General features: G+C 64.1%; 29 protein-coding genes. 18 read left to right on the plus strand and 11 right to left on the minus strand.

What is annotated here, in order from left to right; genetic code table 11:
- The first annotated feature begins 320 nt into the window (after positions 1-320).
- Positions 321-467 (plus strand): lmo0937 family membrane protein, encoded by a 147-nt coding sequence (locus tag BMF89_RS21750; protein ID WP_139359721.1) that lies wholly within the window; start codon positions 321-323, stop codon positions 465-467.
- A gap of 88 nt (positions 468-555) precedes the next feature.
- Here BMF89_RS21750 and zapE read toward each other — a convergent pair whose 3' ends face one another.
- Genes zapE through BMF89_RS16945 form a run of 4 tightly spaced genes read right to left on the minus strand, consistent with a single transcriptional unit; the run spans position 556 to position 3,109 of the window.
- Positions 556-1,101, minus strand: a complete 546-nt coding sequence (gene zapE / locus BMF89_RS16930; RefSeq protein WP_253190869.1) for an AFG1/ZapE family ATPase — start codon at positions 1,099-1,101, stop codon at positions 556-558.
- A complete protein-coding gene (gene corA / locus BMF89_RS16935) occupies positions 1,101-2,096 on the minus strand; it encodes a magnesium/cobalt transporter CorA (RefSeq protein WP_078108245.1) in 996 nt (331 codons plus the stop codon). Before corA ends, zapE begins: the two co-directional genes overlap by 1 nt.
- Positions 2,097-2,113: 17 nt before the next feature.
- Positions 2,114-2,539, minus strand: coding sequence for a DUF1761 domain-containing protein (locus BMF89_RS16940; RefSeq protein WP_078108246.1), 426 nt, complete (start codon positions 2,537-2,539; stop codon positions 2,114-2,116).
- Between the two features lie 9 nt (positions 2,540-2,548).
- Positions 2,549-3,109: an Lrp/AsnC family transcriptional regulator gene (locus tag BMF89_RS16945; RefSeq protein ID WP_078108247.1), complete on the minus strand. Its 561-nt coding sequence runs from the start codon at positions 3,107-3,109 to the stop codon at positions 2,549-2,551.
- Between the two features lie 169 nt (positions 3,110-3,278).
- On the opposite strand from BMF89_RS16945, the gene BMF89_RS16950 reads away from it, so the two are divergent.
- The 3 genes from BMF89_RS16950 (at position 3,279) to BMF89_RS16960 (ending at position 5,498) form a co-directional block, all read left to right on the plus strand.
- Entirely contained in the window at positions 3,279-4,517 is a 1,239-nt protein-coding gene (locus BMF89_RS16950) for an MFS transporter (RefSeq protein ID WP_078108248.1), read from the plus strand.
- A gap of 91 nt (positions 4,518-4,608) precedes the next feature.
- Positions 4,609-5,274, plus strand: a complete 666-nt coding sequence (locus BMF89_RS16955) for a winged helix-turn-helix domain-containing protein (RefSeq protein ID WP_078108249.1) — start codon at positions 4,609-4,611, stop codon at positions 5,272-5,274.
- Positions 5,271-5,498, plus strand: a complete 228-nt coding sequence (locus BMF89_RS16960; RefSeq protein ID WP_078108250.1) for a hypothetical protein — start codon at positions 5,271-5,273, stop codon at positions 5,496-5,498. Before BMF89_RS16955 ends, BMF89_RS16960 begins: the two co-directional genes overlap by 4 nt.
- Before the next feature lie 34 nt (positions 5,499-5,532).
- On the opposite strand, the gene BMF89_RS16965 is transcribed toward BMF89_RS16960, so the two are convergent.
- Entirely contained in the window at positions 5,533-6,036 is a 504-nt protein-coding gene (locus BMF89_RS16965) for an Lrp/AsnC family transcriptional regulator (RefSeq protein ID WP_078108298.1), read from the minus strand.
- Positions 6,037-6,167: 131 nt separating this feature from the next.
- On the opposite strand from BMF89_RS16965, the gene BMF89_RS16970 reads away from it, so the two are divergent.
- The gene (locus BMF89_RS16970) at positions 6,168-7,331 is read left to right on the plus strand and encodes a PLP-dependent aspartate aminotransferase family protein (RefSeq protein ID WP_078108251.1); all 1,164 of its coding nucleotides are present in this window, start codon (positions 6,168-6,170) and stop codon (positions 7,329-7,331) included.
- Between the two features lie 142 nt (positions 7,332-7,473).
- Entirely contained in the window at positions 7,474-8,445 is a 972-nt protein-coding gene (locus BMF89_RS16975) for an MIP family channel protein (protein ID WP_078108252.1), read from the plus strand.
- 51 nt (positions 8,446-8,496) lie between these two features.
- Here the strand turns inward: BMF89_RS16975 and BMF89_RS16980 are convergent, their stop codons facing one another.
- Positions 8,497-9,753 (minus strand): MFS transporter, encoded by a 1,257-nt coding sequence (locus BMF89_RS16980; protein WP_253190870.1) that lies wholly within the window; start codon positions 9,751-9,753, stop codon positions 8,497-8,499.
- Positions 9,754-9,862: 109 nt separating this feature from the next.
- Here BMF89_RS16980 and BMF89_RS16985 point away from each other — a divergent pair, with 109 nt between their 5' ends.
- Together BMF89_RS16985 and BMF89_RS16990 are read left to right on the plus strand one after the other, a co-directional pair.
- Positions 9,863-10,873 carry a LysR substrate-binding domain-containing protein gene (locus BMF89_RS16985; RefSeq protein WP_078108254.1) on the plus strand — a complete coding sequence of 337 codons (1,011 nt, stop codon included), beginning with the start codon at positions 9,863-9,865 and terminating at the stop codon, positions 10,871-10,873.
- 33 nt (positions 10,874-10,906) lie between these two features.
- Complete coding sequence (locus tag BMF89_RS16990; protein ID WP_253190871.1) at positions 10,907-11,821, plus strand: BadF/BadG/BcrA/BcrD ATPase family protein; 915 nt, start codon at positions 10,907-10,909, stop codon at positions 11,819-11,821.
- A 123-nt stretch (positions 11,822-11,944) separates the two neighbouring features.
- On the opposite strand, the gene BMF89_RS16995 is transcribed toward BMF89_RS16990, so the two are convergent.
- Positions 11,945-12,988 (minus strand): pirin family protein, encoded by a 1,044-nt coding sequence (locus BMF89_RS16995; protein WP_078108256.1) that lies wholly within the window; start codon positions 12,986-12,988, stop codon positions 11,945-11,947.
- Positions 12,989-13,044: 56 nt separating this feature from the next.
- Between BMF89_RS16995 and BMF89_RS17000 the strand changes: the two genes are divergently transcribed.
- The 7 genes from BMF89_RS17000 (at position 13,045) to BMF89_RS17030 (ending at position 19,474) form a co-directional block, all read left to right on the plus strand.
- Entirely contained in the window at positions 13,045-13,503 is a 459-nt protein-coding gene (locus BMF89_RS17000; RefSeq protein ID WP_078108257.1) for an NUDIX hydrolase, read from the plus strand.
- Positions 13,504-13,640: 137 nt separating this feature from the next.
- A complete protein-coding gene (locus BMF89_RS17005; RefSeq protein WP_078108258.1) occupies positions 13,641-14,726 on the plus strand; it encodes an ABC transporter ATP-binding protein in 1,086 nt (361 codons plus the stop codon).
- Positions 14,726-15,436: an ABC transporter permease gene (locus BMF89_RS17010; RefSeq protein ID WP_078108259.1), complete on the plus strand. Its 711-nt coding sequence runs from the start codon at positions 14,726-14,728 to the stop codon at positions 15,434-15,436. The genes BMF89_RS17005 and BMF89_RS17010 overlap by 1 nt, the downstream gene beginning before the upstream one ends.
- On the plus strand, positions 15,433-16,179 hold the full coding sequence (locus BMF89_RS17015; RefSeq protein ID WP_078108260.1) for an ABC transporter permease: 747 nt from the start codon (positions 15,433-15,435) through the stop codon (positions 16,177-16,179). The genes BMF89_RS17010 and BMF89_RS17015 overlap by 4 nt, the downstream gene beginning before the upstream one ends.
- Positions 16,176-17,120 (plus strand): ABC transporter substrate-binding protein, encoded by a 945-nt coding sequence (locus BMF89_RS17020; RefSeq protein WP_078108261.1) that lies wholly within the window; start codon positions 16,176-16,178, stop codon positions 17,118-17,120. Before BMF89_RS17015 ends, BMF89_RS17020 begins: the two co-directional genes overlap by 4 nt.
- A gap of 228 nt (positions 17,121-17,348) precedes the next feature.
- Entirely contained in the window at positions 17,349-18,569 is a 1,221-nt protein-coding gene (locus BMF89_RS17025; RefSeq protein ID WP_078108262.1) for a pyridoxal phosphate-dependent aminotransferase, read from the plus strand.
- 50 nt (positions 18,570-18,619) lie between these two features.
- Positions 18,620-19,474, plus strand: coding sequence for a PPK2 family polyphosphate kinase (locus tag BMF89_RS17030; protein ID WP_078108263.1), 855 nt, complete (start codon positions 18,620-18,622; stop codon positions 19,472-19,474).
- Here the strand turns inward: BMF89_RS17030 and BMF89_RS17035 are convergent.
- Positions 19,471-19,728, minus strand: a complete 258-nt coding sequence (locus BMF89_RS17035; RefSeq protein WP_078108264.1) for an exodeoxyribonuclease VII small subunit — start codon at positions 19,726-19,728, stop codon at positions 19,471-19,473. The two genes, BMF89_RS17030 and BMF89_RS17035, sit on opposite strands and share 4 nt — an antisense overlap.
- A gap of 3 nt (positions 19,729-19,731) precedes the next feature.
- The gene (gene xseA / locus BMF89_RS17040) at positions 19,732-21,015 is read right to left on the minus strand and encodes an exodeoxyribonuclease VII large subunit (RefSeq protein WP_253190872.1); all 1,284 of its coding nucleotides are present in this window, start codon (positions 21,013-21,015) and stop codon (positions 19,732-19,734) included.
- Between the two features lie 340 nt (positions 21,016-21,355).
- Here xseA and BMF89_RS17045 point away from each other — a divergent pair, with 340 nt between their 5' ends.
- Entirely contained in the window at positions 21,356-22,234 is an 879-nt protein-coding gene (locus BMF89_RS17045; RefSeq protein WP_078108265.1) for a hypothetical protein, read from the plus strand.
- Positions 22,231-23,316: a 4-hydroxy-3-methylbut-2-enyl diphosphate reductase gene (locus tag BMF89_RS17050; protein ID WP_078108266.1), complete on the plus strand. Its 1,086-nt coding sequence runs from the start codon at positions 22,231-22,233 to the stop codon at positions 23,314-23,316. Before BMF89_RS17045 ends, BMF89_RS17050 begins: the two co-directional genes overlap by 4 nt.
- Before the next feature lie 16 nt (positions 23,317-23,332).
- Here BMF89_RS17050 and BMF89_RS17055 read toward each other — a convergent pair whose 3' ends face one another.
- Positions 23,333-24,565: a DNA recombination protein RmuC gene (locus tag BMF89_RS17055; protein WP_078108267.1), complete on the minus strand. Its 1,233-nt coding sequence runs from the start codon at positions 24,563-24,565 to the stop codon at positions 23,333-23,335.
- A gap of 123 nt (positions 24,566-24,688) precedes the next feature.
- On the opposite strand from BMF89_RS17055, the gene ychF reads away from it, so the two are divergent.
- Positions 24,689-25,774 carry a redox-regulated ATPase YchF gene (ychF, locus tag BMF89_RS17060; protein WP_078108300.1) on the plus strand — a complete coding sequence of 362 codons (1,086 nt, stop codon included), beginning with the start codon at positions 24,689-24,691 and terminating at the stop codon, positions 25,772-25,774.
- Positions 25,775-25,949: 175 nt separating this feature from the next.
- Here the strand turns inward: ychF and BMF89_RS17065 are convergent, their stop codons facing one another.
- Positions 25,950-26,690 carry a hypothetical protein gene (locus BMF89_RS17065; protein ID WP_078108268.1) on the minus strand — a complete coding sequence of 247 codons (741 nt, stop codon included), beginning with the start codon at positions 26,688-26,690 and terminating at the stop codon, positions 25,950-25,952.
- Positions 26,691-26,785 lie beyond the last annotated feature (95 nt).

The following is a 26,785-nucleotide window of genomic DNA, read 5'->3' on the forward strand; positions in this document are numbered from 1 at the left end:
TGGGGGAGGCATGGGGTTCCGTCCTGATCTGATCGTTTCATCGCGGCTCTTGCCGGGAAAATAAGCTTGCTTACTTTAGAGTCTACGCGTAAAGTCTACATTGTAGATAAGTTCCTACCTAGGTTCGAGGAAGCAGGCTCAAGCGCATGGCAGCGGGCCGTTCGCACCGCCTCGGAAGTCCGTGACTGCGCAGCACGCATGGACCGTCAAAACCGCACTTACCCACCATCCACCTTTACTTACACTCAATAGTAAGTATGCTTACTAATGAATGCCCCAGGCCGCCGGCCAGGGCACGCAAACAAACAAGGGAGATTCACATGTTGCTTTGGATAGCCATCATTATCGCCGTTCTCTGGCTTCTCGGCCTGCTCGGCGGCATCGGCGGAGGCCTCATTCACATCCTTCTGGTCGTCGCTGTGATCGTTCTGATCTTCCACTTCGTCCGCGGCAGGTCACGCGTCTAGCCTCCAGCTGCCACGCTGCCGCCCCTCCTGGGCTTAAGTCCAGGAGGGGCGGCGCATTTAAGAGCCGGACTCCTCCGGGGAACGGCCTTCAGCTGCCCCCGGCCTCTACTTCTTCAAAAGGCTCCGGGGCTTCCACCCGGCCCAGGAGCGACAGGCGGCTCGCGATTCTGGCCATGTCAACGGTCTGGGCGCTTGTCTGCCGGGAGCCACTCGGATGCGCCGGGTCCCGGGCCGGATCACCGGCTAAGTCCCAGTCCAAGCGGCCGTGTCCGACCAGGAACAGCGTGATGCCCCGGTCGTAGAGGACATCCACCACATCGCTGAACCGTTGCCAGGCCGATGCGGACCCGGCAGCCGACTCGAACGTGGGCGAGGGTATGCCGTCGATCACCCAGGTTTCGTAGTCCTCCGCCAAGGCGAGGTAGTCCGCCGTCGACATGATGCCTCCGCACAATTCCGCGAAACCAACCCAGAGCATGTCGTCGGCCGCTTTGACGGTGAGTCGTTGCGTTGTGGGCGTGAGGATCCTCTCTTGCGATTTCGACGGCGGGAACAAACCGAAAGCTCCCAGCTGCGCCGGCGTTCCGGGGGTAATGATCCTGCCCCTGCTGAAGCCATCCTGCCCGGGAGCCACTAGAGCCAGTTCTTCCGCTTGAAGATGACCCACATGACAAAGCCCGCGAGAACCATCATGCCGAGTGCCATGGGATAGCCGAGCGGCCAATGGAGTTCAGGCATAACATCGAAGTTCATGCCGTAGAGCCCGGTCACGAATGCGGGTGCGAAGAAGATCGCGGCCCACGAGGAGATCTTCTTCGTTTGTTCGTTTTGTGCCGCGCTCGCCTCGTTTTGCCGGTTCGCGGTCAGGGTCCCGTCGAGGGTCAGGGCGTTTTGGAGCAGGTCGCGGAACCCGTTTGCCCGGGAAATTACCTGCTCGACGTGGTCTTCCACGTCGCGGAGTTTGCGTTGCAGTTCGATGTCGACCCGGTATTTCTCGAACCCGCGCTTCAGGGCGGCCATCATTTCGGGGAGCGGGTTGATCGCGCGCTGGAACTGGATGACCTCCCGGGCGAGTTCGTAGATGCGCCGCGAAACCAGGGGATCGCCGCCGAAGAGCTGGTCCTCGATCTCGTCGATGTCGTTTTCCAACCCGGAGATCACGGGGCCGTAGTCGTCCACCACCTGGTCCAACAATGCGTACAGGACGGCCTCGGGACCATGGCGCAGCAGCTCGGGTTGTTGTTCCAGATCGCGACGGACCTGGGCCACCCCGGGTGTTTCAGCGTGCCGGACCGTGACTACGAAGTTCTTCCCCGTGAAGATATGAAGTTCACCGAACTCCACGGTCTCCGTAGCGTCCACGTATCTGGCCGGCCGGAGGACCGTGAAGAGGTTGTTGTCGTACCGTTCCAGCTTGGGCCGCTGGTGGGCATTGACGGCGTCCTCGACGGCGAGCAGGTGGAGGCCGAACTCGGCAGCCACTGCCGCCATTTCCGTCTCGTCCGGCCGGTACAGTCCAATCCACACCATTCCGCCGTGCGCGGCCAGTGTTTCGACGCTTTGCTCAAGGCTTTCCGGAGTCGCGGTCCGGATACCGTTTACATAGACGGCATTGTCAATGATGGTCACGAGGTTATTCTCCTCCGCTACTGCAACGCCCCGATGATTGACCCGGCGGCGGTCATGGCCACGATGTCGTGGCCGGAGTCGATGAGGGTCACGGGGGACGGCCTGCCCGCGAAACCGTTGTGGATGACGTGGCCGCCCACGCGGAAGACGACAGCAATTACCAGCGCGAAGAAGCCGCAGGCCAAGCTGCCATGCACGCCCAGCTTTCCGATGAGGACGGCCAGCAGAATGCTCGTGAGTGCTGCGGCAACCATCATGGGGATCCAGATTCCAGCCCCGCCGTCGATCTTCTTGAGGTCTTCTTCGGTCTTGCCGATGGCCTGCATCCATCGTCTGCCGAGGACCGCCGGCATGTACCAGACAAATCCGATGACCATGCTTGAGAAGAATGCCAGGAGTATGGCCAGCCAGTTGATGTGCGGAAGAGAAGAGAGCCAATCCATTCTGGAATCCTAGTCGGCTTGGCTGACCGGCGAATCAGGGGAAACTTGCGTTTTCGCCCGTTTGGTAGCCCCGGCCGTTTCTGCCGCGCCCACGAGCCTGCCGATGAGAGGTTCTGTCCGGTAGGGGATATGGGTGTGCAGGGCAAGGACCGTTTCCGTGCGAATGACGCCTTTGGTTCTGAGGATGGAGCGAAGCGCGGTTTGCAGGTTGTGCGTGTCGGTGGCCACCACCCGGCACAGGAGATCGCCCCGCCCTGAAATTTCATGCACCTCAAGGACCTGGGGGATGCGGCGGAGGGCTCCGATGACCCCGTCGAGTTCCCGGTGGGTCACCTCCAGCGTCACGAAGCCGACGACGTCGTACCCCACCTTTTCGAGGTCGACCTCGCGGCCGCCGTCGTTCAGTACGCCCGAGCGGACCAGGCGGCGCATCCTCGATTGGGCGGTGTTGCGTGCAATCCCCAGGGACTCGCTAAGTTCGCCGATCTGTACCCGGGGATCACGGATCAACTCGAGCAGGATCTTCAGGTCCGTCGGATCGAGGCTGTTCAAATCATCACTCCGGATCATTTTTAGTCATCGACAAACATCAATTTTGACTGTTCTGATCAATTGTTTCATGGAGATCTGATCTATCCAGCAGGTTTGCGACATCCTGTTGCCATCAAATATTTTGGGCCGCATAGTCCCGGCCCACAAAGCCAGGTTCCGTGACGGCCGCTGAGGCAAAGGCACGGAAATGACGGTCTTTAGCGAACTCCGCATGCGCCAGGCCACCGCCGGGCGCTGGGGCTGGGATGCTTCCACCACGGCGCGGCTGGTTTTGGCCGGCGCCGTCATGTTCACGCTCCTGGTCGGTGCCAACTTGGCGAGTCCGCTTTATCCGTTGCTTCAGGCGGAACTGGGGATCACCTCACTCGGGGTGACAATTGCCTTTGCAAGCTACGTCCTGGCACTCGTCGCTGTGCTGATGCTCGCCGGCCACTGGTCGGACCACATCGGCAGGCGTGCGGCACTGGTGCTGGCTGTCCTCGTGGGCTTGGCCGGCGGCCTGGTTTTCGCCAACGCGGACAATCTCCTGATGCTCTCGGCCGGCCGGATGCTCCAAGGCGTCGCCGTCGGCCTTGCCACCGGAGCGAGCTCAGCGGCTTTGCGTGAATTGCTTCCGTCCCGGCCGGAGTGGGCTTCGCGCTTCACCTTGCTGTCGTCCTCCGGAGGTGTGGCCGCGGGTCCCGCCATCGGCGGATTGCTCTCGCTGCTCCCGGGCGCTACCTCAACGCCGTTCTTCATCCACGCTGCCGTCCTGCTTCTTCTGCTGATCCCACTGTGGCTCCTCAAGGCTCGTCCGGCGATTCGGCCTGCCGAAGGCCCGCGTCCCTACACCGTGCTTGCCCCGCGGCGACCCTCCGTTTCGCGGGAAGCCAGGGGAGCCTTTTGGCTGGCCTCCAGCGTGGGATTCCTCAGCTTTGCCGTGTTCGGATTCTGCCTTTCGCTTGCGCCCGGCTACTTCGCCGTCGTCGTGCACGCCGATTCCCGCCCCATGACCGGGCTGCTGGCCGGACTCACGCTCGGGGCGTCCGCTCTCAGCCAATTGCTGACAGTCCGCGGCCGGTTCGCCGTCCCCGCTGGACTGGCCGTCCTGGGAGTCTCCATTGTGCTGGTCGGCGTGGCGGCTTCTTTGTCCAGTCCGGTGCTGCTGGTGGCGGCGAGTCTGTCCGCCGGGGTCGGGCAGGGGATCGCCTTCCGGCTCGTGTTCAATGACGTTGCCAGCAAGGTGGAGGCGTCCCGGCATGCGCAGATCATCAGCACCGTCTATGTCATCACCTACCTTGGCAGTGCCGTGCCGGTCATCGGGCTGGGTCTGGCCGCCTCGGTCATCGGCTTGAGCGCCGCTGCCAGCTATTTCACCGTGGTGTGCGGGCTGGCAGCTGCCGTGCTCGCTGTCCTGTCCCTCCGCAGGGTGCTCCGGAAGGGCTGAGCGGCAGTTAATCCCGCATAGCCAAGTTCGCAAAGATTGATTTGCAAAGAAATGCTTGCAAAGGTTTCTTTGCAAGAGTAGCGTTTCCGACATGGACAAGGCCCCAGAGCAGGAATTCCCCGTCCGCAAGGTCGATACGGCGTCCCTCAAAGCGCTCGCGCACCCGTTGCGCGTTCAAATTCTCGAGATGCTGTCCCGTTATGGGCCGCAGACTGCCTGCAGCCTGGCCGAGCTCCTCGATGAATCCAGTGGCGCCACGAGCTACCACTTGCGGCAACTTGCCAAATTCGACTTCGTCCAAGAGGTGCAAGGCAAGGGGACTGCGCGGGAGCGGTGGTGGGAGCGGCCCAGGGGAGCCATCCAGATCACCTCGCCCGAGTTGGCTCATTCACCGGCAACGCAGGAGGCATCGCGGCTGGTAACCCGGGAGTTTGAACGGAGCAGGCAAGCAGTCCTCGCCGACTTCATGGCACACGGGATGGACTCCCTGGACGAAGATTGGCTTGACGCAGCCATCGTCAACACCGCCAACGCCCGGATGTCAGCCGAGCAGCTCGCCCGTTACTCCCGTTCCATGGAAGCCTTCGCCCGCAAGCTCCTGGAAGAAATCAGGAGCGAACCCGAGGCGGACGATGCCCGCCCCGTGCAGATCCACTTCAACGCATTCCCGATCCTGGGCGTCCCGGCGTGGGCCGGGGACAAGAAATCCCGCGACGCAAAGTCGCAGGCAGCAGACACCGAAGGGAAAGAATCATGAGCACTGCCACCGCATCATGCGGCACTTACCGCCGGCCCTCCATGTTGGAGTCGGCAGCCGCCGGTATCGGAACCAGCCTGGTCTCGTGGGCCGAGCGTAGGCGGTACATCCCTCCGGCCGAGCTGGCCATGAAGCGAGCGGCGTTCACGCGCCGGCAGGAACTCGGTGAATTGCGCCGGGACGCACTGGGGGCCGCACACTCGGGACTCGAGCCACGTCACTGAGCCGATCTCATCCACGCCGGGTCCAAGCCGGCTGCTATTCCGGCAGCGGACCGTGGTTGCCCTGGATGTGGGCAAAGACCAAGGTGGTTTCGGTGTGGCCCACCACGGGGTCCGTCGCGAGGTTGTCCAGGACCCAGTCGCGAAGGTCGTCGGTGTTGGCAACCGCGATATGCAGAAGGTAGTCCACGGAGCCCGAGGTGTGGAACGTGGAGATCACTGCGGGGAGCGCGGGAACCCGGGCTGTGAAGCGGTCAATCTGGTCGCGGTCATGGGCGCGGAGGCGCACGGCGATCAGGGCCTGGACCGAACGCCCGATTGCCGGAAGGCTCAGGACGGCTTCGAAACCCTCGATGATGCCGCGTTCGGAAAGCGACCGGGTGCGCATGAGCGCCGTCGACGGTGCGATTCCGACCAGTTCGGCGAGCTGCTTGTTGGAGATCCGGGCATCGTCAACCAATGCCGCCAGGATGCGTTCGTCGATCGCATCCAAAGGCTCGCTGATGCCGACGGGCCGAACGTTCTTCGGGGTGGTGCTCACGGATCCTCCTGAAAGTGCTTTCTGTTCATCATAGAGGCCAATTTCCGCACAATCCATTCATTTGCACTGTCAATATCCGAATTATTGCCAGATACTAACCGAGTTCAACGGTGAATAATTCAAGGAGAACTGTGACAGCCATAGACACACTCGCAGTCCACGCGGGCCGGACAGGGCTCACGGAACAGGGCGTGCACGCCGTTCCCATCGACCTTTCAACCACTGCGCCTTTGCCTTCAGTCCACGACGGCGGCCTCGCGTACGAGCAGATGGCCACGGGCGGCGTGCCCCTCGACGGTCAAAGCACCGTGTACCAGCGTCTCTGGAATCCTACGGTAGCCAGGTTCGAAGACGGCGTAGCGGCGCTCGAAGGCGCAGCGCAATCCGTCGGTTTTGCCTCAGGCATGGCCGCGTTCAGCGCGGTGCTGCTCGCCGCCCAATCGGAAGGCAAGACGCACGTGGTTGCGGTGCGGCCCCTCTACGGTGGCACGGACCACGTGCTGGCCAGCGGCCTGCTTGGCAATCAAGTCACGTTCGTCAACGCCGACGGCGTGCGGGATGCCCTTCGTCCGGACACCGGCCTGGTGGTGGTGGAGACCCCCGCGAACCCGAGCCTGGACCTCGTGGACCTGAACCGCCTCGTGTCCGACGCGGGAGACGTTCCGGTCCTTGTGGACAATACGTTCGCGACGCCGATCCTCCAGCAACCGCTCAAGCACGGCGTCGCGATGGTGCTCCACAGTGCCACGAAATTCCTGGGCGGCCACGGCGATGCCATGGGCGGTGTCGTGGCAACGAGCGCGGAGTGGGCCACGCGGCTGCGCCGGGTCCGTGCCGTGACCGGCGGCATCCTGACTCCGTGGCCCGCGTACTTGTTGCACCGGGGCCTGGCGACCCTTCCCATCCGGGTGCGAGCCCAGCAGGACCATGCCCACAAGATCGCGGCTGTGCTCACGAGCCACGAACTGGTCGCCAAGGTCTATTACCCGGGGCTTCCCGAGTGCGATCCCCTGCACTTGGTGGGCACGCAGATGAGCGGCCCGGGCTCATTGATGGCTTTCGACCTCGAATCGGCCGAGCATGCGGAACGCATTCCCGGCGCCGTCCGCCTCATCACGCACGCGGTGTCGCTGGGCGGCATCGACACTCTGATCCAACACCCCGCCGGACTGACCCATCGCCCGGTGGCCCCGGAGGCCAAGCCCCAGGCGCGCATGCTGAGGCTTTCCATCGGCTTGGAAGATCCGGCCGACATCATCGAGGACCTGGTCCAGGCTATCGAGTCCACCCGTTAGCGTGTCCCGGATCCCGGAGCTGCCCTGAGTCTTGGTTACCCAAGGCAATCGACTGGTTACCTTGAGTCGTTCGCATTACCATGAAATTACTGGGGTTGTCAATTTCCAAAGGTGAATCGGATGACTCAAGGAGGCACTCGGAATGAGTGATGTCAGTCCACTAAGGAATGCAGTCCGCAAGGGAAGTGGCCTCAAGCAACTGGGTGGTACTTGGGGTGAACTCCTCGCCGAGTTCCTCGGCACGTTTGTCCTGATCGCTTTCGGCGACGGCGTCGTGGCCATGGCGGTTGCCGCGTTGCCCGGCTCGGGACGGGCCGCGACGTCGACCACGATCTTCATGGCCGCCGGCGACTGGTTGTTGATCACGTGGGGATGGGCCATCGCCGTAACGATGGCAATCTACGTCGGCGGCGGGGTCAGCGGGGCCCACATCAATCCGGCCGTGACGCTCGCTTTCGCGGTGCGGCGGAAGTTTCCGTGGAAGAAGGTGGGCCCCTATATCCTTGCCCAGATTGTCGGCGCGTTCGCCGGTGCCGCGCTGGTGTACCTGCTCTACCACGATGCCATCGACGCCTATAACAAGGCTGTCGGCACCGGGCGCGGGGATCCGAAGGGCCTGGCCACCTACTCCATTTTCGCCACGTTCCCGGCACCGTACTTCAACGGGAATCCCGTGGGGCCGCTGGTGGATCAGGTTGTTGGCACGGCTTTCCTCGTTTTGTTCGTCGTGGCGATCATCGACATGCGCAATACCGCCGTACAGGCGAACCTGGGTCCGTTCATGATCGGGCTGGCCGTGGCGGCGATCGGCATGTCCGTGGGCGCGAACGCCGGCTACGCGATCAACCCTGCCCGTGACTTCGGACCGCGGTTGTTTGCGTGGCTCGCCGGATGGGGCCAGACGGCGATGCCGGGCACTGTAGACGGGGCGTTCAGTTGGTATTTCTGGATCCCGATCGTCGGCCCCCTCGTCGGTGGAGTGATCGGTGTGCTGATCTACGACTGGTTTATCGGGGATGTGCTCCATGCGCGCACCCTGCTGGCGGAACCCACGCTTCCGGGACGGACCGGCGCGGACATCCCCCGGGCGTCCGAACCGAAGCAAGCAGCCTAGGGATAGCTCAGTCCCGCGGCTGATCCGCCGTGCCGTGCGGCGCGCGCACGGTCACGCGGAGGAGCCGACGACGGCGACCTGGCGCGCCGGGGACCGGTGCACGACGGCGGTGGTCACCGCCGTCGTGCACGCCAGTGCCATGACCGTCAAGGCGAGCGCCGCCCAGCCGAAAGCCTGGAAGGCGAGTCCTCCGGCCCAGCCGATGATGCTGGAACCCAGGTAGTAGGAGAGGTTGTACAAGGACGCTGCTTGCGCGCGGCCGCTCGTCGCGATGGTCCCGGTCCAACCTGCACCGATGCTGTGCGCGGCGAAAAAACCGCCGGTGAAGACCACCAAGCCGGCCAGGACGGCGGCGATGTTGTCCCACAGGGTGAGTCCAAGGCCGGCTGTCATGGTCGCTATCCCGGCGAGCAGGACCGTGCGGCGGCCGAATCGCATGGACAAACCGGCTCCCCAGCGGGAGCTCACGGTTCCCGACAAATAGGCCAGGAAAATCAGGCTGACGACCGTGGCGGGAAGTCCGAAGGGCGCGGCGTGGAGTCGGAATCCGAGGTAGTTGTAGACAGCCACGAATCCACCCATCAACAGGAACGCTTGAACGTAGAGGGCCAGCAGCCGCGGATTGGAAGAATGGCCCGCCAGCGTCTTCATGGCTCCGCGGAAACCTCCGGCGGAACGGGGCGTGAAGCGTTGCGGCTTCGGGACCAGCAGCAGGAACAGGGCGGCAGACACTGTCGCCAGGACGGAGACTGCGAAGGCCGCGGCCCGCCAACCCCACAATTCACCGATGGGTCCCGCGAGCAAGCGGCCGGCCAGTCCGCCGAGGGTGGTGCCGGCGACGTAGCTGCCGGCGGCCAGCGCAGCGTGCACTTTGTTGACTTCTTCATTCAAGTAGGCGATCGCGATCGCCGGAATACCGCCGAGGGCCATGCCCTCCAATGCCCTCAAGGCGAGGACAAGGGGGAAAGTGGGAGCGAGGGGGACGAGCAGGCCCAGGACGGTGGCGGCCGCGATTCCGATGGCCATCGCACGCACGCGGCCGATCTTGTCGGCAACGAAAGACCAAGGCAGCACCGTTGCCGCGAGGCCTACCGTCGCCAAGGAGATGGTGAGCGCCGCCCCTGCGGCCGTGATGTGCAGTTCGTTCGCCATGAGCGGCAAGACAGCCTGGGTGGAGTACAGCTGCGCGAAGGTGGCCACCCCGGCGAGGGCCAGGCCGGCGAGGATCCGCCGGTAAGCGGTGGAGCCTTTCAGGTGGCCTTCCCAGTCGGACTCGGCAGGGCTCGGGGATGCTGCGCTTGTACTCACCTTTCCACAGTAGGGCGAGCCTAAGTGATGACTCCAATGCATTAGTTATTTAGGATTGATAGCAGATTTGGATGATTTACAACGGCGGTCGATCTGAGAGCGGACAAGCATGGACATCGAACACAAGCAATTGGTCCAATTACTCCCGTTGCTGCCACTGCTGGCCGAGCTTGGCCGCACCGAACATGTCACCGAGACAGCCGAACTGCTCGGAGTACCCCAATCGACGGTGAGCCGGGCGCTGGCCCGGGCAAGCGCCGTCGTCGGAACCGAGCTCCTGATCCGTGAGGGGCGCGGCGTCCGACTGACCCCTGCCGCGAAGACGCTGATTCCCTACATCGAGGCGGCGCTCGCGGAATTCCAGGCGGGACTCGACGTGGTCCGCCACGAGTCCGACGTTGTCCGCGGTCGAATCGCCGTAACCTTCCAGCACACCTTCGGCGAGGCGACGTTGCCACTCCTCATGAGCGCGTTCCGGAACCGGCACCCCACCACGGCCTTCGAGCTGAGCCAAGGAGCGCGCGCCGCCTGCCTTGAATCACTCATCGCCGGTGAAGCCGACTTCGCGTTGACGGCACCCGTGGCGGCTCCGGGCAGGAACCTTGGCTCGGCGGCGCTGTACCGCGAGCCGCTGCGGCTCGTGGTCCATCACCGCCATGCAGTGGCCCGGCGGCCCAGCGTGCGGCTCGCCGAGCTCAAGCACGAGCCGTTCGTTTCCATGGGCCCAGGCTTCGGCCTGCGCTCGCTGACCGACGCGATCTTCCGGGATGCGGGCTTTCGCCCACGGGTCGCTTTCGAGAGCCAGGATTCGCACACCATCCGCGGGCTCGTGTCCGCCGGCCTGGGGTACAGCATCCTGCCGCCCGGGGGACTGGGTCCGGGACCCCAAGGGGTTCTGGATTCCACCGACTTGGGGTGGGTGGAAGTACCGCTCGACTCGGAACTCGCATACCGGGAGATAGGGATAGCCTGGCGCGATCGGCGCACGGAGCCTGATCCCGTCAGGCGATTCCGCGAACTCGTGCTTTCCGAAGGGCCGGGGCTGCTCGCAGGGCTGGTCAGGGCGCGATCCGGAAGCGAGGCGCGGTCCGGAAGCCAGGCGCGGTCCGGAAGCCAATAGGAGCACCAAGCGGCCCGCGCTAGGCTTTTGGACGTGGAGACTGCAGAGAACACGACGCCCCGGCCTGACGTAACGGTCATCGGGCTCGACATCGGTGGCACGAAGACCCGCGGCGTCCGTTTCGAAGACGGCAAACCGGTCCGCGACGAAAGCACCGGCAGCTCCAACGTCCAGAACGTCAGCCGGGAGACGGCGGCCAGGAACCTCGCCGAGCTCTTCGCCATGATCGGTGGCGGCGACGTTGACCGCGTCCTCGCCGGCGCGGGCGGAATCGACACCGACGCCGATGCCCGCGCCCTCGCCGAGCTGATCGAACCCCATGTCCCCGGCGCCCAGGTCACGGTGGTCCACGATTCCCGCCTCCTGCTGGCGGCAGGCCGGGCGAGCACAGGAGTGGCTGTCATCGCCGGGACCGGATCCGCGGCCTGGGGTAAGAACGCCGAGGGGGAAGAAGCCCGTGCCGGCGGCTGGGGTTTTCTCCTGGGCGATGAGGGCAGCGGTTACTGGCTCGGCCGTGAGGCGGTGCGTCACAGCCTCCGCAGGATGAACAAGGGGCTGGAGCCGGATGGCCTCACAGCGGCCCTTTTGGAATCCTGCGGGGTGGACGATCCAAACAAACTCATCGCGCTTTTCCATTCGGAGGACACAGACCGGCGGTATTGGGCCCAGCGCGCAAGCGCAGTGGTCGAGACTGCCCGCGAGGGGCTCGAGATCAGCCGCCAACTTCTGGACCAGGCAGGACGGGATCTCGCCGAGCTCGCGGCTCAGGCCGTCCGGCAACTGGGCCTCTCCGGTCCGGTGATTCTTGGCGGCGGGCTCGGGATGAACGTGGAACCCTTGCAGTCCGCATTCCGGGCGGGACTGGCCGCGCACGGAATCACCGATGTGCGCGTCCTGGACCAGGAACCCGTTTTCGGCGTGCTGCGGATTGTCGCGGAGCTTCCTTAGCCGGGCACGGACCCAGGGGCGACGCGCAAACGGCCAGCGGACCCGGAGAGAGACCGGCGACAGACGGAGACCGGAGTCCCGAGCCCTGCTCTGTGTCGCCACGCCATTTGGGTGTCGGGACCGTTAGCCAGTAGCCCTGTTCCGGGACCTCGGCTTGAGCTGGACTCCCGGCATGGGCGGTGCGGCGATGCGCCCGGCTTCAGCTCCGGCGTCGGGCCCGTGGCCGTGGATCCAGCCGAATCGGGCATTGCGGGCGTCCTCGTCGTTCAGGAGGCCCTGGGCTTCCCACTCTTCGCGGGCCTGCTCCACTTCCTCGTGCGTCCGGCCCACGAAGTTCCACCACATCAGGATGTCCTCTTCGAGAGGTTCGCCGCCCTTGAGCATGAAGCGGGTTTCCGGAGCTGCCTCAAGCCGGAGCGATTCCCGGCCCGTGCCGAGGAAGGCCAGGGGACCGGGGTCGACTTCTTGGCCGTCGATCACCGCGGAGCCGTCCAGGACCAGGACCGCATGCTCGAAACCGGGATTCAGCGGCAGCTCGACGGCGCCCGACGCTGAGACTTCGACGCCGACTATCGGGCTGTACATGATAGCGGGGGAGCGTTGTCCGGCAAATTCACCCACGAGCACAATCGCCGTGAAACCGTCGGCGGCGACCACCGGCAGGTCCACGATCTGCTGGAACGACGGCGCCCGGTGCCGTACGGCGTCGGGCAAAGCGACCCACAACTGCAGGCCGCGGGACAGCGGCAGGAGAGCGCCGCCGTCGGGCGCGTCCGGGTCGAGTCCTGGCGGCAGGACGCCGAACTCGGAATGCGAAATGCCGCGGCCGGCCGTCATGATGTTCAACTGCCCGGGACGGACCACGACGTCGCTGCCGACGCTGTCGCGGTGCCGCACCTCGCCGTCGAGGGGCCAGGTGACCGTCTGCAATCCCATGTGCGGGTGGGGAAGGACGCTCATTGCGACGCGATCCGGGCCGAAGCTGTCGAGGAAACACCAGGCTCCTACCGTCGGCATCCCGCGCTGGGGGAGGGTGCGGGAGACATTCATGGCCCGGACGCCGCCGAGGGGAACCTCGCGGGCCGGCCAGAGCTGCACAAAGGGTCCTTGCCCGGGATGTCCGGCCGGGCAGACTTCCTGCGACGGGGCCGTTTCCAAGTTGGTCACAATGCAACTCCCTGTGCTGAACGGTGTTCCCTCCAGCTTAGGCCTAGGCTGGCTCCATGAGCATCCAGTTCGACACCCGCCCGGCCGCGTACGGAGTGGTCATCCGCGACGGAGCGATCCTCCTCGCCTATTGGAAGCAAGACGGCAAGGAAGGCTGGACCCTTCCCGGAGGAGGCCTGGACCTGGGGGAGCATCCCGTGGACGGCTGTCGCCGCGAGATCCAAGAGGAAACCGGGTACGACGCCGATATCGGGCCGATGCTCGGAATCGACGTCGGCCACTGGCCGGGTGAAGAGCGGATGGACGGATCCGACCGTGATTTCCAGGCCATCCGGCTGGTCTACGAGGCGAGCATCACGGGCGGAGAATTGACACACGAAATAGACGGCAGCACCACCCACGCCGCATGGGTGCCGCTGGGCAAGGTTCCCGGACTGAACCGGGTATCGCTGGTGGACATCGGCCTCCGCCTGCACAGCGAGCGGCCACTCAACGGAAAACTGCAGTCGCCCTGAGCATTGCCGATTCATTACGGTCTTCGCGCCTGCGCTGACATCGTCGGTGGCGCTGGTTAGGCTGTAGAACATCAGTTCACTGTTGATTGACTTCCATCGTTGATATTTGCGGCCCGAAAAGTTAGGTAAGCCCCGGAATGGCTGAAGCCATGATTGAGTTCCAGAGCGTCACCAAGCAGTATCAGGGCGGGCAACCCGCCGTTGATGGATTGAGCATGTCCATCGACAAAGGTGCCATCACCGTTTTCGTCGGGCCCTCGGGCTGCGGAAAGACCACGTCCCTGCGGATGATCAACCGCATGGTGGATCCCACCTCGGGCACCATCACCGTGGACGGCAAGGATGTTTCGAACGAACCTGCCGCCCAGTTGCGCCGCTCCATGGGCTACGTCATGCAGTCTTCGGGACTCATGCCGCACCGTTCGGTCCTGGACAACATTGCCACCGTTCCACGGCTCAACGGCGTTTCCAGGGCCGCAGCCCGCAAACGCGCGGAAGAGCTGCTCGACGTCGTCGGGCTGGCTTCGGTGCTCGGCAAGCGGTACCCGTCCCAATTGTCCGGCGGCCAACAGCAGCGCGTCGGGGTTGCCCGTGCGCTCGCAGCGGACCCACCCGTGCTGCTCATGGATGAGCCTTTCAGCGCCGTGGACCCGGTGGTCCGTGACGAACTCCAGCAGGAACTCCTGCGGCTGCAGCGCGAACTGGCCAAGACCATTGTTTTCGTGACCCACGACATCGACGAAGCCACCGTGCTCGGTGACAAAGTGGCCGTCTTCGCCGTCGGAGGCAAACTGGCGCAATACGCGGCACCGGAAGAGATCCTCCGGGCCCCTGCCAATGACTTCGTCGCCTCGTTCGTGGGCCGCGACAGGGGATTCCGGCACCTTGCCTTCAACGGCGCCGAAGCTGTTCCGGTACATCCGGTCAAGACGGTGGAGGTCCCGCAGGTTGCCGCGGGGAGCACAGAATGGGCCTTGGTGCTCGACGGCGACTCCCGGCCCATGGGTTGGGCCTCGCCACGCGACGGTGCCGGGCTGATTCCCGGAGGCTCTTTGTTCCGGCGCGGGGATACGCTCCGCCGGGCGCTGGATGCCGCCTTGTCCTCGCCTTCCGGCCTTGGCGTGGTGGTTGACGACGACGGCAGGCTCGTCGGCGTCCTCAAAGCCGATGAAGTGCTGGCCTTGATCGAAGTGACCCGGCACAACCGGGAGGACGCCCCCTGATGGAATGGTTCCTGGCGAACAGCGGCATGGTCTTCGAACGGGCCGGCGAGCACCTCATCCTGGCTTTGATTCCCATGGTTTTGGGACTGCTCATCGCGGTGCCCCTGGGGCAGCTGGCCCGGCGGAACCGTACCCTCAGGGCCGTGGTCACCACGGGAAGTTCGCTGCTTTACACCATTCCTTCCCTGGCGCTTTTCATCATCCTGCCGCCGATCCTGGGAACCCGGATCCTGGATCCGCTCAATGTGGTGGTCGCCCTCACCCTCTATGCCGTTGCCCTGCTGGTGCGGGCTGCCATGGACGCCTTCGATTCCGTGGACGACGACCTCCGCATGGCGGCTGTGTCCATGGGATTCAAGCCGACCGCACGATTCCTGCAGATCGACCTTCCGCTTTCCCTGCCGGTGCTGTTTGCGGGCCTTCGCGTGGTGTCAGTCAGCAATATCTCCCTCGTGAGCGTCGCCGCGCTCCTGGGTGTCGGGAACTTGGGGATGCTGTTCACTGACGGGCTGCAGCGGGCGTTCGTCACAGAGGTGGTGGTGGGCATCATCGCGATCCTCCTGCTGGCCCTCGTCATGGACACCGTCCTGGTCCTTCTGGAGAAGCTGCTGACGCCCTGGACGCGGGCCGGTGCGGTCTCCGCCAAGCAGGATGGCAAAACAGCGCAGTTCATCGCTGATGCCCGGGTCCACGCGGAGGCAGGCCGATGAGCAACATCTTCGTTGACACCATCGCGTGGCTCACGGATCCGGCCCACTGGTCAGGAAGCGACGGAATCGCCACGAGGCTCCTGGAGCACCTGCAGTACTCGGGGCTGGTGCTGGTGATTGCCGCGGCCATCGCCGTGCCGGTGGGTCTCTTCATCGGCCACACGGGACACGGGCGCGTCGTTGCCGTGGCGTTTGCCGGCGCCTTGCGGGCCCTTCCCACCCTTGGCCTGCTTGTACTCTTCGCCTTGTTGGCCGGGAGCGGTCTCATGCCACCTGTCTGGGCCCTGGTCATCCTGACCGTGCCGCCCCTCCTGGCCGGGACCTACGCGGGGATTTCCAGCGTGGATCCGACGGTGGTTGACGGTGCCCGGGCCATGGGCATGACAGAACTCCAGATCTTGTTCCGTGTGGAGCTGCCCAACGGACTCCAAGTCATGTTCGGCGGCATCCGCACTGCGGTCCTCCAAGTCATCGCAACGGTTTCCGTGGTGGCGTATCTTCCGCTGGGCGGCCTGGGGCGTTATCTTTTTGACGGATTGGTCCTTCAGGACTTCCCCCGCATGCTCGGCGGGTCACTGCTCATCGCGGCGTTGGCAATCGCCGTCGACCTCGTTCTGGCCTTGGCGCAGAGGGTCCTCCTCCCGCCCGGACTTTCCATCGATTCCAACGGCGGCCACAAGGCCGCCGGAGATCTCGCAGCCACTGCACCAGCGGGGGCTGCCGTTCAAGGAGGTACCGCATGAAGCAACCCGTCACCCTGACCCGCCGCGGGCTCGGCGGCCTGGCGGCCGGCGTCGGCATTGCGCTCGCATTGAGCGCATGTGGCGGCAGCCCGCTGTCCAGCCCGTCCACTAACGCCCCCTCCGGGGCCGGTGGCTCGCTCGTCGTGGGCTCGGCAGATTTCCCCGAGAGCCAGGTCATTGCCGAAATCTACGCCGGAGCACTGAACGCCGCCGGCGTCACCGCTACGACGAAGCCCAATATCGGATCCCGCGAGATCTACTTCAAGGCTGTCCAGGACGGTTCGATCGACCTCGCCCCCGACTATTCCGGCAACCTCCTGTCCTACCTGGACACCAGCGCCTCGCAGGTCTCCGCCGACGACGTCTACAAGGCGCTTCCCGGGAAGCTTCCGCAGGGCCTGGGAGTACTCGACCCCGCCAAGGCCGAAGACAAGGACGCCATGGTTGTCACGAAGGCCACGGCGGAAAAGTACCAGCTCAAGTCCATCGAAGACCTCGCCAAGAACTGTGGAGACTTCACGATTGCGGCACCGGCAACCTTTGAGACCCGCGCCTACGGGCTCCCGGGCCTCAAGACCAACTACAACTGCGTGCTCAAGGGCCTGAAGCCGTTCAGCGACGGAGGCGGAAACCTGACACTGCAGGCGCTGCTTTCCAACGACGTCCAGGTTGCCGACATCTACACCACCACGCCGTCCATCCAGGACAACGCGCTGGTGGTCCTGGATGACCCCAAGAACAACTTCAAGGCCCAGCAGGTCCTCCCGCTGTACAACATGGCCAAGATGACGGACAAGGCGAAGCAAGCGCTCAACAACGTGTCCAAGATTCTGACCACGGACGACCTCATCAACCTCAACCGCGCCGTGAGCGGCAACCAGAAGCAGAATCCCAAGGATGCTGCAGCCGCTTGGCTCAAGGACAAGGGGATCGTGAAGTAAGTCCCCACCGACTCCCTCGCCTCGCTCCGCTCGTCCAGGGAACCCTCCCCGCCACCTCCCCAAAACTCGCAAGCTCGATTGGGGCCCCTCGGTGGCGTGGGCCCAGGCGGCGGAGGCCCGTGCAAGGGACGACGGCGGCGAGGAACCCTTTGGGGGCCTCGCCGCCGTCGTCGTCAATGTGAGTGATGTCTCAACGGAAGTACATCCCCGGTGTGGCATATTTGATGGATGGCAGAATTCAAGCAGTCCACCAAGCTTCATAATGTCCTTTACGACATCCGTGGACCGATTCTTCAGGCCGCCCAGCAGATGGAGGCAGAGGGTCACCGCATCCTCAAACTGAATATCGGAAACCCGGCACCGTTCGGATTTGAAGCGCCGGACGCGATTTTGGTGGACATGATCCGCCATCTGCCCCATGCCCAGGGTTACAGCGATTCGCGCGGAATTTTCTCGGCCCGTACCGCCGTTTCGCAGTACTACCAGACCCGTGGCATCCAAAACATCCACGTTGACGACATCTACCTTGGCAACGGCGTCAGCGAGCTCATCACCATGTCGCTCATGGCGTTGCTGGAAGTGGGAGACGAGATTCTCATCCCCACTCCCGACTACCCGCTCTGGACCGCCTCGGTAGCACTGGCCGGCGGCCGTCCGGTCCACTATCTGTGTGACGAAGAATCGGGCTGGCAGCCGGACCTTGAGGACATGGAATCCAAGATCACGCCGCAAACCAAGGGCATCGTGGTCATCAACCCCAACAACCCCACGGGTGCCGTGTACCCGGAGGAGACCCTCAAGAAGATCGTGGCCCTGGCCGAAAAGCACGGCCTTGTGGTGTTCGCCGATGAGATCTACGAGAAGATCCTCTACGAAGACGCAGTCCATGTGAACCTTGCCGCGCTCACCGGCGACGACGTCCTCTGCCTGACGTTCAGCGGACTGTCCAAGGCCTACCGTGTGTGCGGCTACCGTGCCGGCTGGATGGCCATCTCCGGTCCCAAGAAGGACGCCGCAGACTATCTCGAGGGCATCAACCTGCTCGCCAACATGCGTTTGTGCGCCAATGTGCCCGCACAGCATGCCATCCAGACCGCCCTCGGGGGCCACCAAAGCATCAACGATCTCATCCTGCCCGGCGGCAGGCTCCTTGAACAGCGGAACAAAGCCTACGACCTGCTCAATGCCATCCCCGGCGTGAGCACACAACAGGCCAGGGGAGCCCTCTACCTGTTCCCGAAGTTGGACCCCGAGGTCTATCGCATCCGCGACGACGAGAAATTCGTCCTCGACCTTCTCAGGGAACAGAAGATCCTCGTCTCACACGGACGGGCCTTCAATTGGGTGCGTCCGGACCACTTCCGCATGGTGACCCTGCCAAACGTCAAGGATATTGAAGAAGCGATCGGCCGCATGGCGGACTTCCTCGGCCGGTACCAAGGGAACTAGCCTGTTGTGCAGGCCGCGACGAATGCGGCCAGACCAGAGGAGAAGCCCACATGGCCGCTGCAGTGCGTTTCAAGCACAGTCCGTCAAAGGAACTGAAGGCCGGGCCGGGCTTCCTGCTGTCCGGTGTGGACCCGGAATCCACGCCGGGCTACAAAGGAAAGAAGTCTGACGGCGTCGCGTTGCTTGCCGCCCAGGACGAACGCTTGGACGAACTGCAGGAGATGCTCTTTGCGGAGGGAAAGTTCGGATCGTCCAAACGCGTGCTGCTGATCCTCCAGGCCATGGATACGGCCGGCAAGGGCGGGATTGTCGAGCACGTCGTGGGGTCCATGGATCCCCAGGGAGTCAAGGTTGCTCCGTTCAGGGCTCCAACGGACGAGGAGAAAGCCCACGATTTCCTCTGGCGGGTTGAGAGGTCCCTTCCCGACGCCGGATTCGTCGGGGTCTTTGACCGCTCGCACTATGAGGATGTGCTGATTCACCGGGTGCACGGTTGGGCCAATGAGGCCGAACTGGAACGGCGCTATGCTGCCATCAACGCGTTCGAGGCACGCCTCGCCGAACGAGGCACCGCGATCGTCAAGGTCATGCTCAACATCAGCCGCGATGAACAGAAGGAACGCCTGCTTGCGCGCTTGGACGACCCGTCCAAACACTGGAAGTACAGCACCGGCGACCTCAAGGAACGCGCGTTTTGGGATTCCTACATGGAGGCCTACCAACTCGTCTTCGAGAAAACCTCAACCGAAGTGGCGCCTTGGTATGTGGTTCCGGCGAACAAGAAGTGGTTTGCGAGGATCGCTGTCCAGGAACTTCTCCTGGAGGCCCTCGAAAAGCTGGACCTGGCGTGGCCCGCGGCCGACTTCGACGTGTCGGCGGAACGGGCCCTGGCCGTCCGCTCCTAGCCGGCGGTCGGGCTGTCCTCGCCCTTGCTCCGGGCCGCGGCAAGCCTCCTGCGGGCGCCCTCCAGCCACTCCTCGCATCGCTTCGCAAGAGCTTCGCCGCGTTCCCAGAGGGCGAGTGATTCCTCAAGGCTTGCTCCACCCGCTTCAAGGCGGCCCACCACGGCCATGAGCTGCTCACGGGCTTCCTCGTAGCTGAGGGCGTCCAGGTTGTCAGCCGTAGCCTTGGCTGCAGGGGATGTGTTTTCTGCTGTCATTTCTTAGTCCTCGTTTTGCTGATGCTTGCTCGGGCGGCCGGCAGTTCCGGACGATTCGGCGGATCCGGCAGATACGGCGGCAAGGCGGCCTTCCGCCAGCCGAAGGGTCAGTCCAGTGCCTTCAGGGGCTTGGTCCGGGCTCCGGACGACGTCGTGGCCCACCCCGTCCGCCCCGGCAACCTGGACGACGGCGTACCCGCGGTCGAGCGTCTTTTGGGGGGACAACGCCCGTACCTGGGCGCGGAGGTGATGCACTTGGTCAAGGGCGCGGACAACCGCGGAGCTCACCGCAGTGTGTGCATGTTTCCGGAGGCGCTCGATGTCCTCTTCCCGTGCCGTGACCATTCCCTCGGGTGACGCCAGTACAGGTCGCGATCTCAACGCGTGGAGTCGATCCGTTTCGCGGTCCACCAGGCGACCGACGCCCCGGCGTAGCTGCTCGCGGGCCTGACGTACCGTCGCCAATTCCTCGACGACGTCAGGGACGATCCTCTTCGCGGCGTCGGTGGGCGTGGAAGCGCGAAGGTCGGCGACATCGTCCAGGATGGGGTGGTCTGCTTCGTGGCCGATAGCGCTGACCACCGGGGTGGTCGCCGCGGATACTGCCCTGACCAGTTCCTCGTTGCTGAACGGAAGCAGATCTTCCAGGGCTCCGCCGCCTCGGGCGATCACGATCACATCCACGTGCGGGTCGGCGTCGAGTTCCTTGAGCGCAGCCAGGATCTGGTTGACTGCGGTGACGCCCTGGACTGCGACCTCCCGGACGGCGAATTCGACGGCGGGCCAGCGAAGGGCCGCGTTGCGCAGAACGTCCTTCTTGGCGTCCGAATCGCGGCCCGTGATAAGCCCGATCCGGTGGGGGAGGAGGGGCAGCCGTTTCTTCCTCGAGTCCGAAAACAGCCCTTCGGCGCCAAGGGCTTGGCGCAAGCGCTCGATCCTCGCGAGGAGATCGCCGAGGCCGACGGGACGGATGTCCTTGATGGACATGTTGAGCCGACCGGTCTTGAGCCAGAATTCGGGTTTCACCAGGGCCACGACGCGTGAGCCACGCTCAAGCGGCATCTTCTGGCGGTCCAGGACATTGGACCACAGGGACGCCGGCAAGGAGATTTCGGCGTCGGTGTCCCGCAGCGTCACGAAAGCGCTGCTTCCGCGACGGTTGAGTTCGATGACCTGGCCTTCGATCCACGCTGCCGGGGCGCGTTCTATGTGCGTCTTGAGCTTGCGGGACAGCAGCTGCAGCGGCCAAGGATTGTCGGGACTTGTCTCCGACGCCGTCGCGGGCAGGGTTGACTCTGCCTTCGTGGATTCTTCCCCGGAGGTCGCCTCTTCCTGGGCTCCGGCGTCGGGGAGCCCCGAAATCGGCAACGCCCGCGGCGCGCCGCCGGGTAGGGCATCATGGGACACGCGGGTAGCCTCCTGCGGGTGGCTTGTGCATGGTTCCGTCCTCGCTGGTACTTTGCTAAGGGGTGCCGGAAGCACTGCTGCTACCAGTGCTACTGAAAATCGCTACCGGAAAGCCGGCGGCAGGCTTCCAACTCTATCCATACCTTGTAGCATGCATGACCGACATTTACCCGTCGTCGCTCCGCCTGGAAACTGCTGCACTCCAATCTTGAGGAATCCATTGCGTACGTTCGTCTCTGCAATCGCAGTGATCTTTGCCCTTTTGCTCACAGGAATCGCCGTCCCTATGGCATGGACGGACGCCAATATCGTCCGGGAAGACGGGTTTGTGGCGCTCACCGCGCCGATCGGGAAGGACCAGGCGTTCCAGGCCCGCCTGGCTGCCACCGCCGTCGCAAGCCTTGAATCAAAAGTCAATCTGCCGGCGCCCGTGGAACAACTTGGTGCTTCATTCCTCAAGGACGCGGCCACGGCAATGACCACATGGCCCGAATACCCGCAAGCGTGGAATGAAACCGTACGCCGGAGCCACCAACTGAATTTCACGGGCAACGGAGGCCCCGGGAACTCGACCTCGGGGACATCCCTGGTGCTCGACGTCGGGCCCCTGGTCAAGATCGCCGCGGACCGGCTGCACGCGGCAACCGGCCTCCCGATTTCGACGCCGGACTCCACCGTGATCAACATCGGGGGACCCGCCCAGCGCCAACAGGTGGACGCCATCGCGGCATACGCCCCGATGTGGTGGATCCCCGGCCTCGGCGCCGTCCTGCTGTTTGCCCTGGGGCTGCTTGCCGCTAAGCGCAGGGGCGTGGTTCTCCTGTTCGCCGGACTGGGCTTGGCCGCCGTCGCGGCATTGTGGCAAGTGGCGACGACCGTACTGAAGGGCGCAGGCGATGCAGGCCTGGGTGGAACCGCCACGGGTGGGCTTTTCGCGCGGGAGTTGGTGGCGGCGTCGGTCGACAATTTCACCGGCTGGATCACCAACGCATGGATTGCCGCGGGAGTGCTTGTGCTTCTCGGCCTGCTCGTCGTGATCTTCTCCCGCAAAACGAGGCCGAGCGTGCGGGCGAATGCTGCCGGTAGCATGGAGGGATGACCAGCTCAGCAGTTTCCATTCCGATGCCCTCTGTCCCGCGTAGGCGTCGGACGCCGGAAGAGGTGCTGGCCGCCGCTCCGGTTTCCGGCCCCAAACGAGTCCTGCTCGCGGCACCCCGCGGATATTGCGCCGGCGTCGACCGCGCAGTCATCGCAGTGGAGAAGGCGCTGGAACACTACGGTCCGCCGGTCTACGTGCGTAAGCAGATCGTGCATAACGTGCACGTGGTCACGTCGCTGGAGGAGAAGGGTGCCATCTTCGTCGAGGAGACGGACGAGGTACCCGAAGGCGCCCTGGTGATCTTCTCCGCCCATGGCGTGTCCCCGGCTGTCGTGCAGTCTGCCGAAGACCGCGGCCTGCGCACCATCGATGCCACCTGCCCGCTTGTCACGAAGGTGCACCGCGAAGCCGTCCGCTTCGCCAAGGAAGACTACGACATTCTCCTCATCGGCCACGACGGTCACGAGGAAGTGGAAGGAACGGCGGGCGAAGCCCCGGACCACATCCAGATCATCAACGGTCCGCACGAAGTGGACAAGGTCACCGTGCGCAATCCGGAGAAGACCATCTGGCTTTCGCAAACCACCCTGAGCGTCGACGAGACGATGGAAACCGTCCGGATGCTCAAGGAGCGGTTCCCCACGTTGCAGGATCCGCCCAGCGACGACATTTGCTATGCCACCACCAACCGCCAAGTGGCCATCAAGAAGATTGCCCCGCAAGCTGATCTCGTCATCGTGGTGGGATCTGCGAACTCTTCCAACTCCGTGCGGCTCGTCGAAGTGGCGCTTGAGTATGGCGCCAAAGCCTCCTACCGGGTCGATTTCGCGAACGAGGTGGACGAGACCTGGTTCGAAGGCGTCGCCACCGTGGGCGTAACTTCCGGTGCTTCCGTTCCCGAGGTCCTGGTCCAGGACGTTCTCCGTTTGCTGGCCGATTACGGCTACGGTGCGGTCGAAGAGGTGGTGACGGCGGAGGAAGACCTGCTGTTCTCCCTGCCGAAGGAACTGCGCGCCACCCTCAAAGAGGCCGGAGACGTCACACGCGCCCTGGGCGGACGCGGGAACCGGCCGAACTCGTAGTCGGGGCCGAAGGCCCTCAGGCCGCGGATTCTCCTTCGATCAACTCGGGTGCGGCGAGGGTCCGCGGCACTGCTTCCACCGCCGGCGGTGACACCAGGCCGTCGGTGTCCATGGAATTGAGTTTCCGTGCCGTCGGCAAAACGCGTGCTTCGAGCGTTCCGACGAGTGCGTTGTAGCGATCCACCGAGGTCTTCAACGATGAGCCCAATTTGCCCACGTTGTCACCGAGAGTGCCCATCCGTTCGTACAGTTGCCGGGCGAGCTCGAAGAGTTCCCGGGCGTTGTCCGTCAAGACGTCCTGGCGCCACGTGAAGGCAACGGACTTGAGAACTGCCAACAAAGTGCCGGGGGACGCGAGCACCACATTCCTGGACAATGCGTGATCCAACAGTGCCGGGTCCGCTTCGAGGGCCGCGGCCAGGATGGATTCCGCGGGCAGGAAGCAGATCACCAGCTCGGGTGAGTTGCCGGGGATGTCCCAGTACTTCTTCGATCCCAAGGCATCCACGTGGGATTTGAGCGCCTTCGCATGCGCGGTGAGCAGGGCATCAGTGCTATTGCCCGTCGACAGGATGCCGTTCTCCGCGGAGTGCTTGGTGTCGCCATGTCCTGTGCTGCCTTGTTCTTGGGCAGCGAGGTAGGACGCCAGCGGAACCTTTGCATCCACTACCAACTGCTTTCCACCCGGCAACTGGACCACAAGATCCGGCCGGATGGCATTGTCGGCGGAAGCGGAGTGCACCTGCTCGTGGAAATCGACGTGGCGCAGCATGCCGGCGGCTTCCACTACCCGGCGCAGCTGGACTTCACCCCACTGGCCCCTCGCACTGTTGGACCGGAGGGCGGAGGCAAGGGCGTGCGTTGAGCGCAGCAGTTGTTCATCGGACAGCCGGGCTTCCTGGAGTTGCTGGGCAAGCTGGCCGTACTGCTCCAAACGATCCCGTTCCAGAAGGGAGACCTGTTGCTGGACGGCTGTCAGCTTCTCTGCGACCGGGGCGAGGGCACGCAATACACTGCCATCCTGGTTCCTGGCCTCGCTCAGTTCACGGTTCTGCGACAGCAGAAGGCGCCGTTCGGCGTCGGCCGCGGCAAACTGGGCGTTCACCGAGGCAAGCCGGGCCGAGACGCCGTCGAAATCTTCTTCGAGCGCCGCATTCCGGCGCCGGAACAGGACGAAGCCGGCCACCACACCGGCGGACCCTCCGAGAAGAAGCATGAACAAAGCGAGAATTACTGCGAAACCATCCATGCTTCCAACCTTGGCATAGGGGTAGGACAATTTAGCGAAGCGGGGTCACGGCACCGGGGCGTGGGCTCCCGGGTTCTTCCCCGCAAAGCGGACAGGGGCACTCAACGGGTAGAATCAATGCTCGTGGCTCTTACTATTGGCATCGTCGGACTGCCCAACGTCGGCAAATCAACTCTTTTCAACGCACTGACCCGCAACCAGGTGCTGGCCGCGAACTACCCGTTCGCCACCATCGAGCCAAACGTCGGCGTCGTCAACCTCCCGGACCCGCGCCTGCAGAAGTTGGCGGAGGTCTTCGGATCGCAGCGCCTCCTGCCCGCCGTCGTCTCGTTCGTTGACATCGCCGGAATCGTCAAGGGCGCCTCCGAAGGCGAAGGCCTGGGCAACAAGTTCCTGGCAAACATCCGCGAAGCAGAAGCCATCGCCCAGGTCATCCGCGTCTTCGACGACCCCGACGTTGTCCACGTCGACGGCAAGGTCGATCCCCGCTCTGACATTGAGACAATCAACACCGAACTGATCCTGGCCGATCTCCAAACGATCGAAAAGGCCATTCCCCGGATCGAAAAAGAAGTCAAGATCAAGAAGCGGGAAGCTGCCGAACTCGCTGCGATCCTGGCAGCCCAGTCCGTGTTGGAACGGGGCGACACGATCTTCTCCTCCATCAAGAGCGACAAGCTCGAGATGGAGCACCTCAAGGAGCTCAGCCTCCTCACGGCCAAGCCCTTCATCTACGTCTTCAACTCGGACGAAGGAATCCTCGGCAACCCGGAGAAGCAAGAGGAACTGCGCGCCATGGTGGCGCCGGCGGACTGCATCTTCCTCGACGCCAAGCTGGAATCCGATCTCGTCGAACTCGACGAGGAAGAAGCCCGCGAGATGCTTGAGATGAATGGCCAGGACGAATCCGGCCTGGACCAGTTGGCACGCGTCGGTTTCCACACGCTCGGACTGCAGACCTACCTCACCGCCGGTCCCAAGGAAGCCCGCGCCTGGACCATCCACCGAGGCGACACCGCGCCGCAGGCTGCCGGAGTCATCCACACGGATTTCCAGCGCGGATTCATCAAGGCCGAAGTTGTCTCCTACGACGACCTTATCGACGCCGGGTCGATGGCCGAGGCCAAGTCCCGCGGCAAGGTGCGTATTGAAGGCAAGGAATACGTCATGGCCGACGGCGATGTGGTGGAGTTCCGCTTCAACGTCTAGCGCCCAAGCAGTGATCCGTAACTCACCGGCTGTGGTTCGGTCCGCTGATTGGACACTGCCGGAACATCGGCATGTATGCGGCCATGCCCCAAAGGGTCCCCGCTGATGCGGGGACCCTTTGTGGTTGTCGCGAGGATCAGGTGCGCGGCACTTTACCGGAAAATGGAGCGGCCCGTTAGGCCGCGGGTGCCGTGGCGGAGGCCTTCTTCTCAAGCGACTGGACTGCCTTCTGGATCTTGGCACCGTATCCGCCGTTCAGCGCAGTGTCCTTGATCTTGTTGGCCTGGGTGTCCAGGTCAGCCGGGGCGGCGGCCTTGATGGTCTTCAGGTCCGACTGCAGGTTGGCCGGGAGCTTGGCGAAGAGTTTCGGGTGGCTGATGAGTTGGTGGGCAATCTTCTGCATGCCAGCGCCCGGGTTGGCAGAAGTCAGGGCGGTGCGCAATTCCTGCCGCAGCCCTGCGGTCCCGGTCGCGGTCTTCTGCAGGTTCTCGGCGCGCTTCTGGATGTCGGCGCCGTATCCGCCGGAGAGGGCGGTGGTCTTGATTTTGACGGCGTCCTTCACCCGGTCAGCCGGGGCGGCGTTCTTGAGGGTTGTCAGGTCCGCCTGCAAGGCGGCCGGAAGCTTGGAGAAAACCTTCGGGTGGTTCACCAGCGCGGTGGCGGCCTTCGCGGCGCGGTCCCCGGCAGCCTGCGGGCTGTTCGCATTGAGGCGCAGGAACGCGCCGAGATTCCCGGCACCTGCGTGGGTGCCGGTTTTGGCTCCGGCCGACGGGCTTGCGGTTGCGGACGGCGCCGGGGCGGACGGCGAGGCTGCTGCTACTCCGATGCCGACGGTGGCCATTGCGCCGGCGGCCACTACGGCGGCCGCTCCGATTCCGATACGGGTTTTCAGTGACTTCGTTGTGGGCTTTGCCATTCGGTGTCCTTCCACATGCGGTTCGTGTCTGCCGGTTCATTGCGCAGACATGTAAGCCCCACTACCTTATTCGTCCACTCTGGGCGCAGGCTGGG

Source organism: Arthrobacter sp. SRS-W-1-2016 (assembly GCF_002009585.1).
GTDB classification, from domain to species: domain Bacteria; phylum Actinomycetota; class Actinomycetes; order Actinomycetales; family Micrococcaceae; genus Arthrobacter; species Arthrobacter bambusae_A.

What these genes read in the sequence shown, in the direction of transcription:
- BMF89_RS21750 (WP_139359721.1), top strand. Translation starts at nt 321, where the DNA reads ATGTTGCTTTGGATAGCCATCATTATCGCCGTTCTCTGGCTTCTCGGC.
- BMF89_RS16940 (WP_078108246.1), bottom strand. Translation starts at nt 2,539, where the DNA reads ATGGATTGGCTCTCTTCTCTTCCGCACATCAACTGGCTGGCCATACTC.
- BMF89_RS16945 (WP_078108247.1), bottom strand. Translation starts at nt 3,109, where the DNA reads ATGATCCGGAGTGATGATTTGAACAGCCTCGATCCGACGGACCTGAAG.
- BMF89_RS16950 (WP_078108248.1), top strand. Translation starts at nt 3,279, where the DNA reads ATGACGGTCTTTAGCGAACTCCGCATGCGCCAGGCCACCGCCGGGCGC.
- BMF89_RS16955 (WP_078108249.1), top strand. Translation starts at nt 4,609, where the DNA reads ATGGACAAGGCCCCAGAGCAGGAATTCCCCGTCCGCAAGGTCGATACG.
- BMF89_RS16960 (WP_078108250.1), top strand. Translation starts at nt 5,271, where the DNA reads ATGAGCACTGCCACCGCATCATGCGGCACTTACCGCCGGCCCTCCATG.
- BMF89_RS16975 (WP_078108252.1), top strand. Translation starts at nt 7,474, where the DNA reads ATGAGTGATGTCAGTCCACTAAGGAATGCAGTCCGCAAGGGAAGTGGC.
- BMF89_RS16985 (WP_078108254.1), top strand. Translation starts at nt 9,863, where the DNA reads ATGGACATCGAACACAAGCAATTGGTCCAATTACTCCCGTTGCTGCCA.
- BMF89_RS17000 (WP_078108257.1), top strand. Translation starts at nt 13,045, where the DNA reads ATGAGCATCCAGTTCGACACCCGCCCGGCCGCGTACGGAGTGGTCATC.
- BMF89_RS17005 (WP_078108258.1), top strand. Translation starts at nt 13,641, where the DNA reads ATGGCTGAAGCCATGATTGAGTTCCAGAGCGTCACCAAGCAGTATCAG.
- BMF89_RS17010 (WP_078108259.1), top strand. Translation starts at nt 14,726, where the DNA reads ATGGAATGGTTCCTGGCGAACAGCGGCATGGTCTTCGAACGGGCCGGC.
- BMF89_RS17015 (WP_078108260.1), top strand. Translation starts at nt 15,433, where the DNA reads ATGAGCAACATCTTCGTTGACACCATCGCGTGGCTCACGGATCCGGCC.
- BMF89_RS17020 (WP_078108261.1), top strand. Translation starts at nt 16,176, where the DNA reads ATGAAGCAACCCGTCACCCTGACCCGCCGCGGGCTCGGCGGCCTGGCG.
- BMF89_RS17025 (WP_078108262.1), top strand. Translation starts at nt 17,349, where the DNA reads ATGGCAGAATTCAAGCAGTCCACCAAGCTTCATAATGTCCTTTACGAC.
- BMF89_RS17030 (WP_078108263.1), top strand. Translation starts at nt 18,620, where the DNA reads ATGGCCGCTGCAGTGCGTTTCAAGCACAGTCCGTCAAAGGAACTGAAG.
- BMF89_RS17035 (WP_078108264.1), bottom strand. Translation starts at nt 19,728, where the DNA reads ATGACAGCAGAAAACACATCCCCTGCAGCCAAGGCTACGGCTGACAAC.
- BMF89_RS17050 (WP_078108266.1), top strand. Translation starts at nt 22,231, where the DNA reads ATGACCAGCTCAGCAGTTTCCATTCCGATGCCCTCTGTCCCGCGTAGG.
- BMF89_RS17055 (WP_078108267.1), bottom strand. Translation starts at nt 24,565, where the DNA reads ATGGATGGTTTCGCAGTAATTCTCGCTTTGTTCATGCTTCTTCTCGGA.
- BMF89_RS17065 (WP_078108268.1), bottom strand. Translation starts at nt 26,690, where the DNA reads ATGGCAAAGCCCACAACGAAGTCACTGAAAACCCGTATCGGAATCGGA.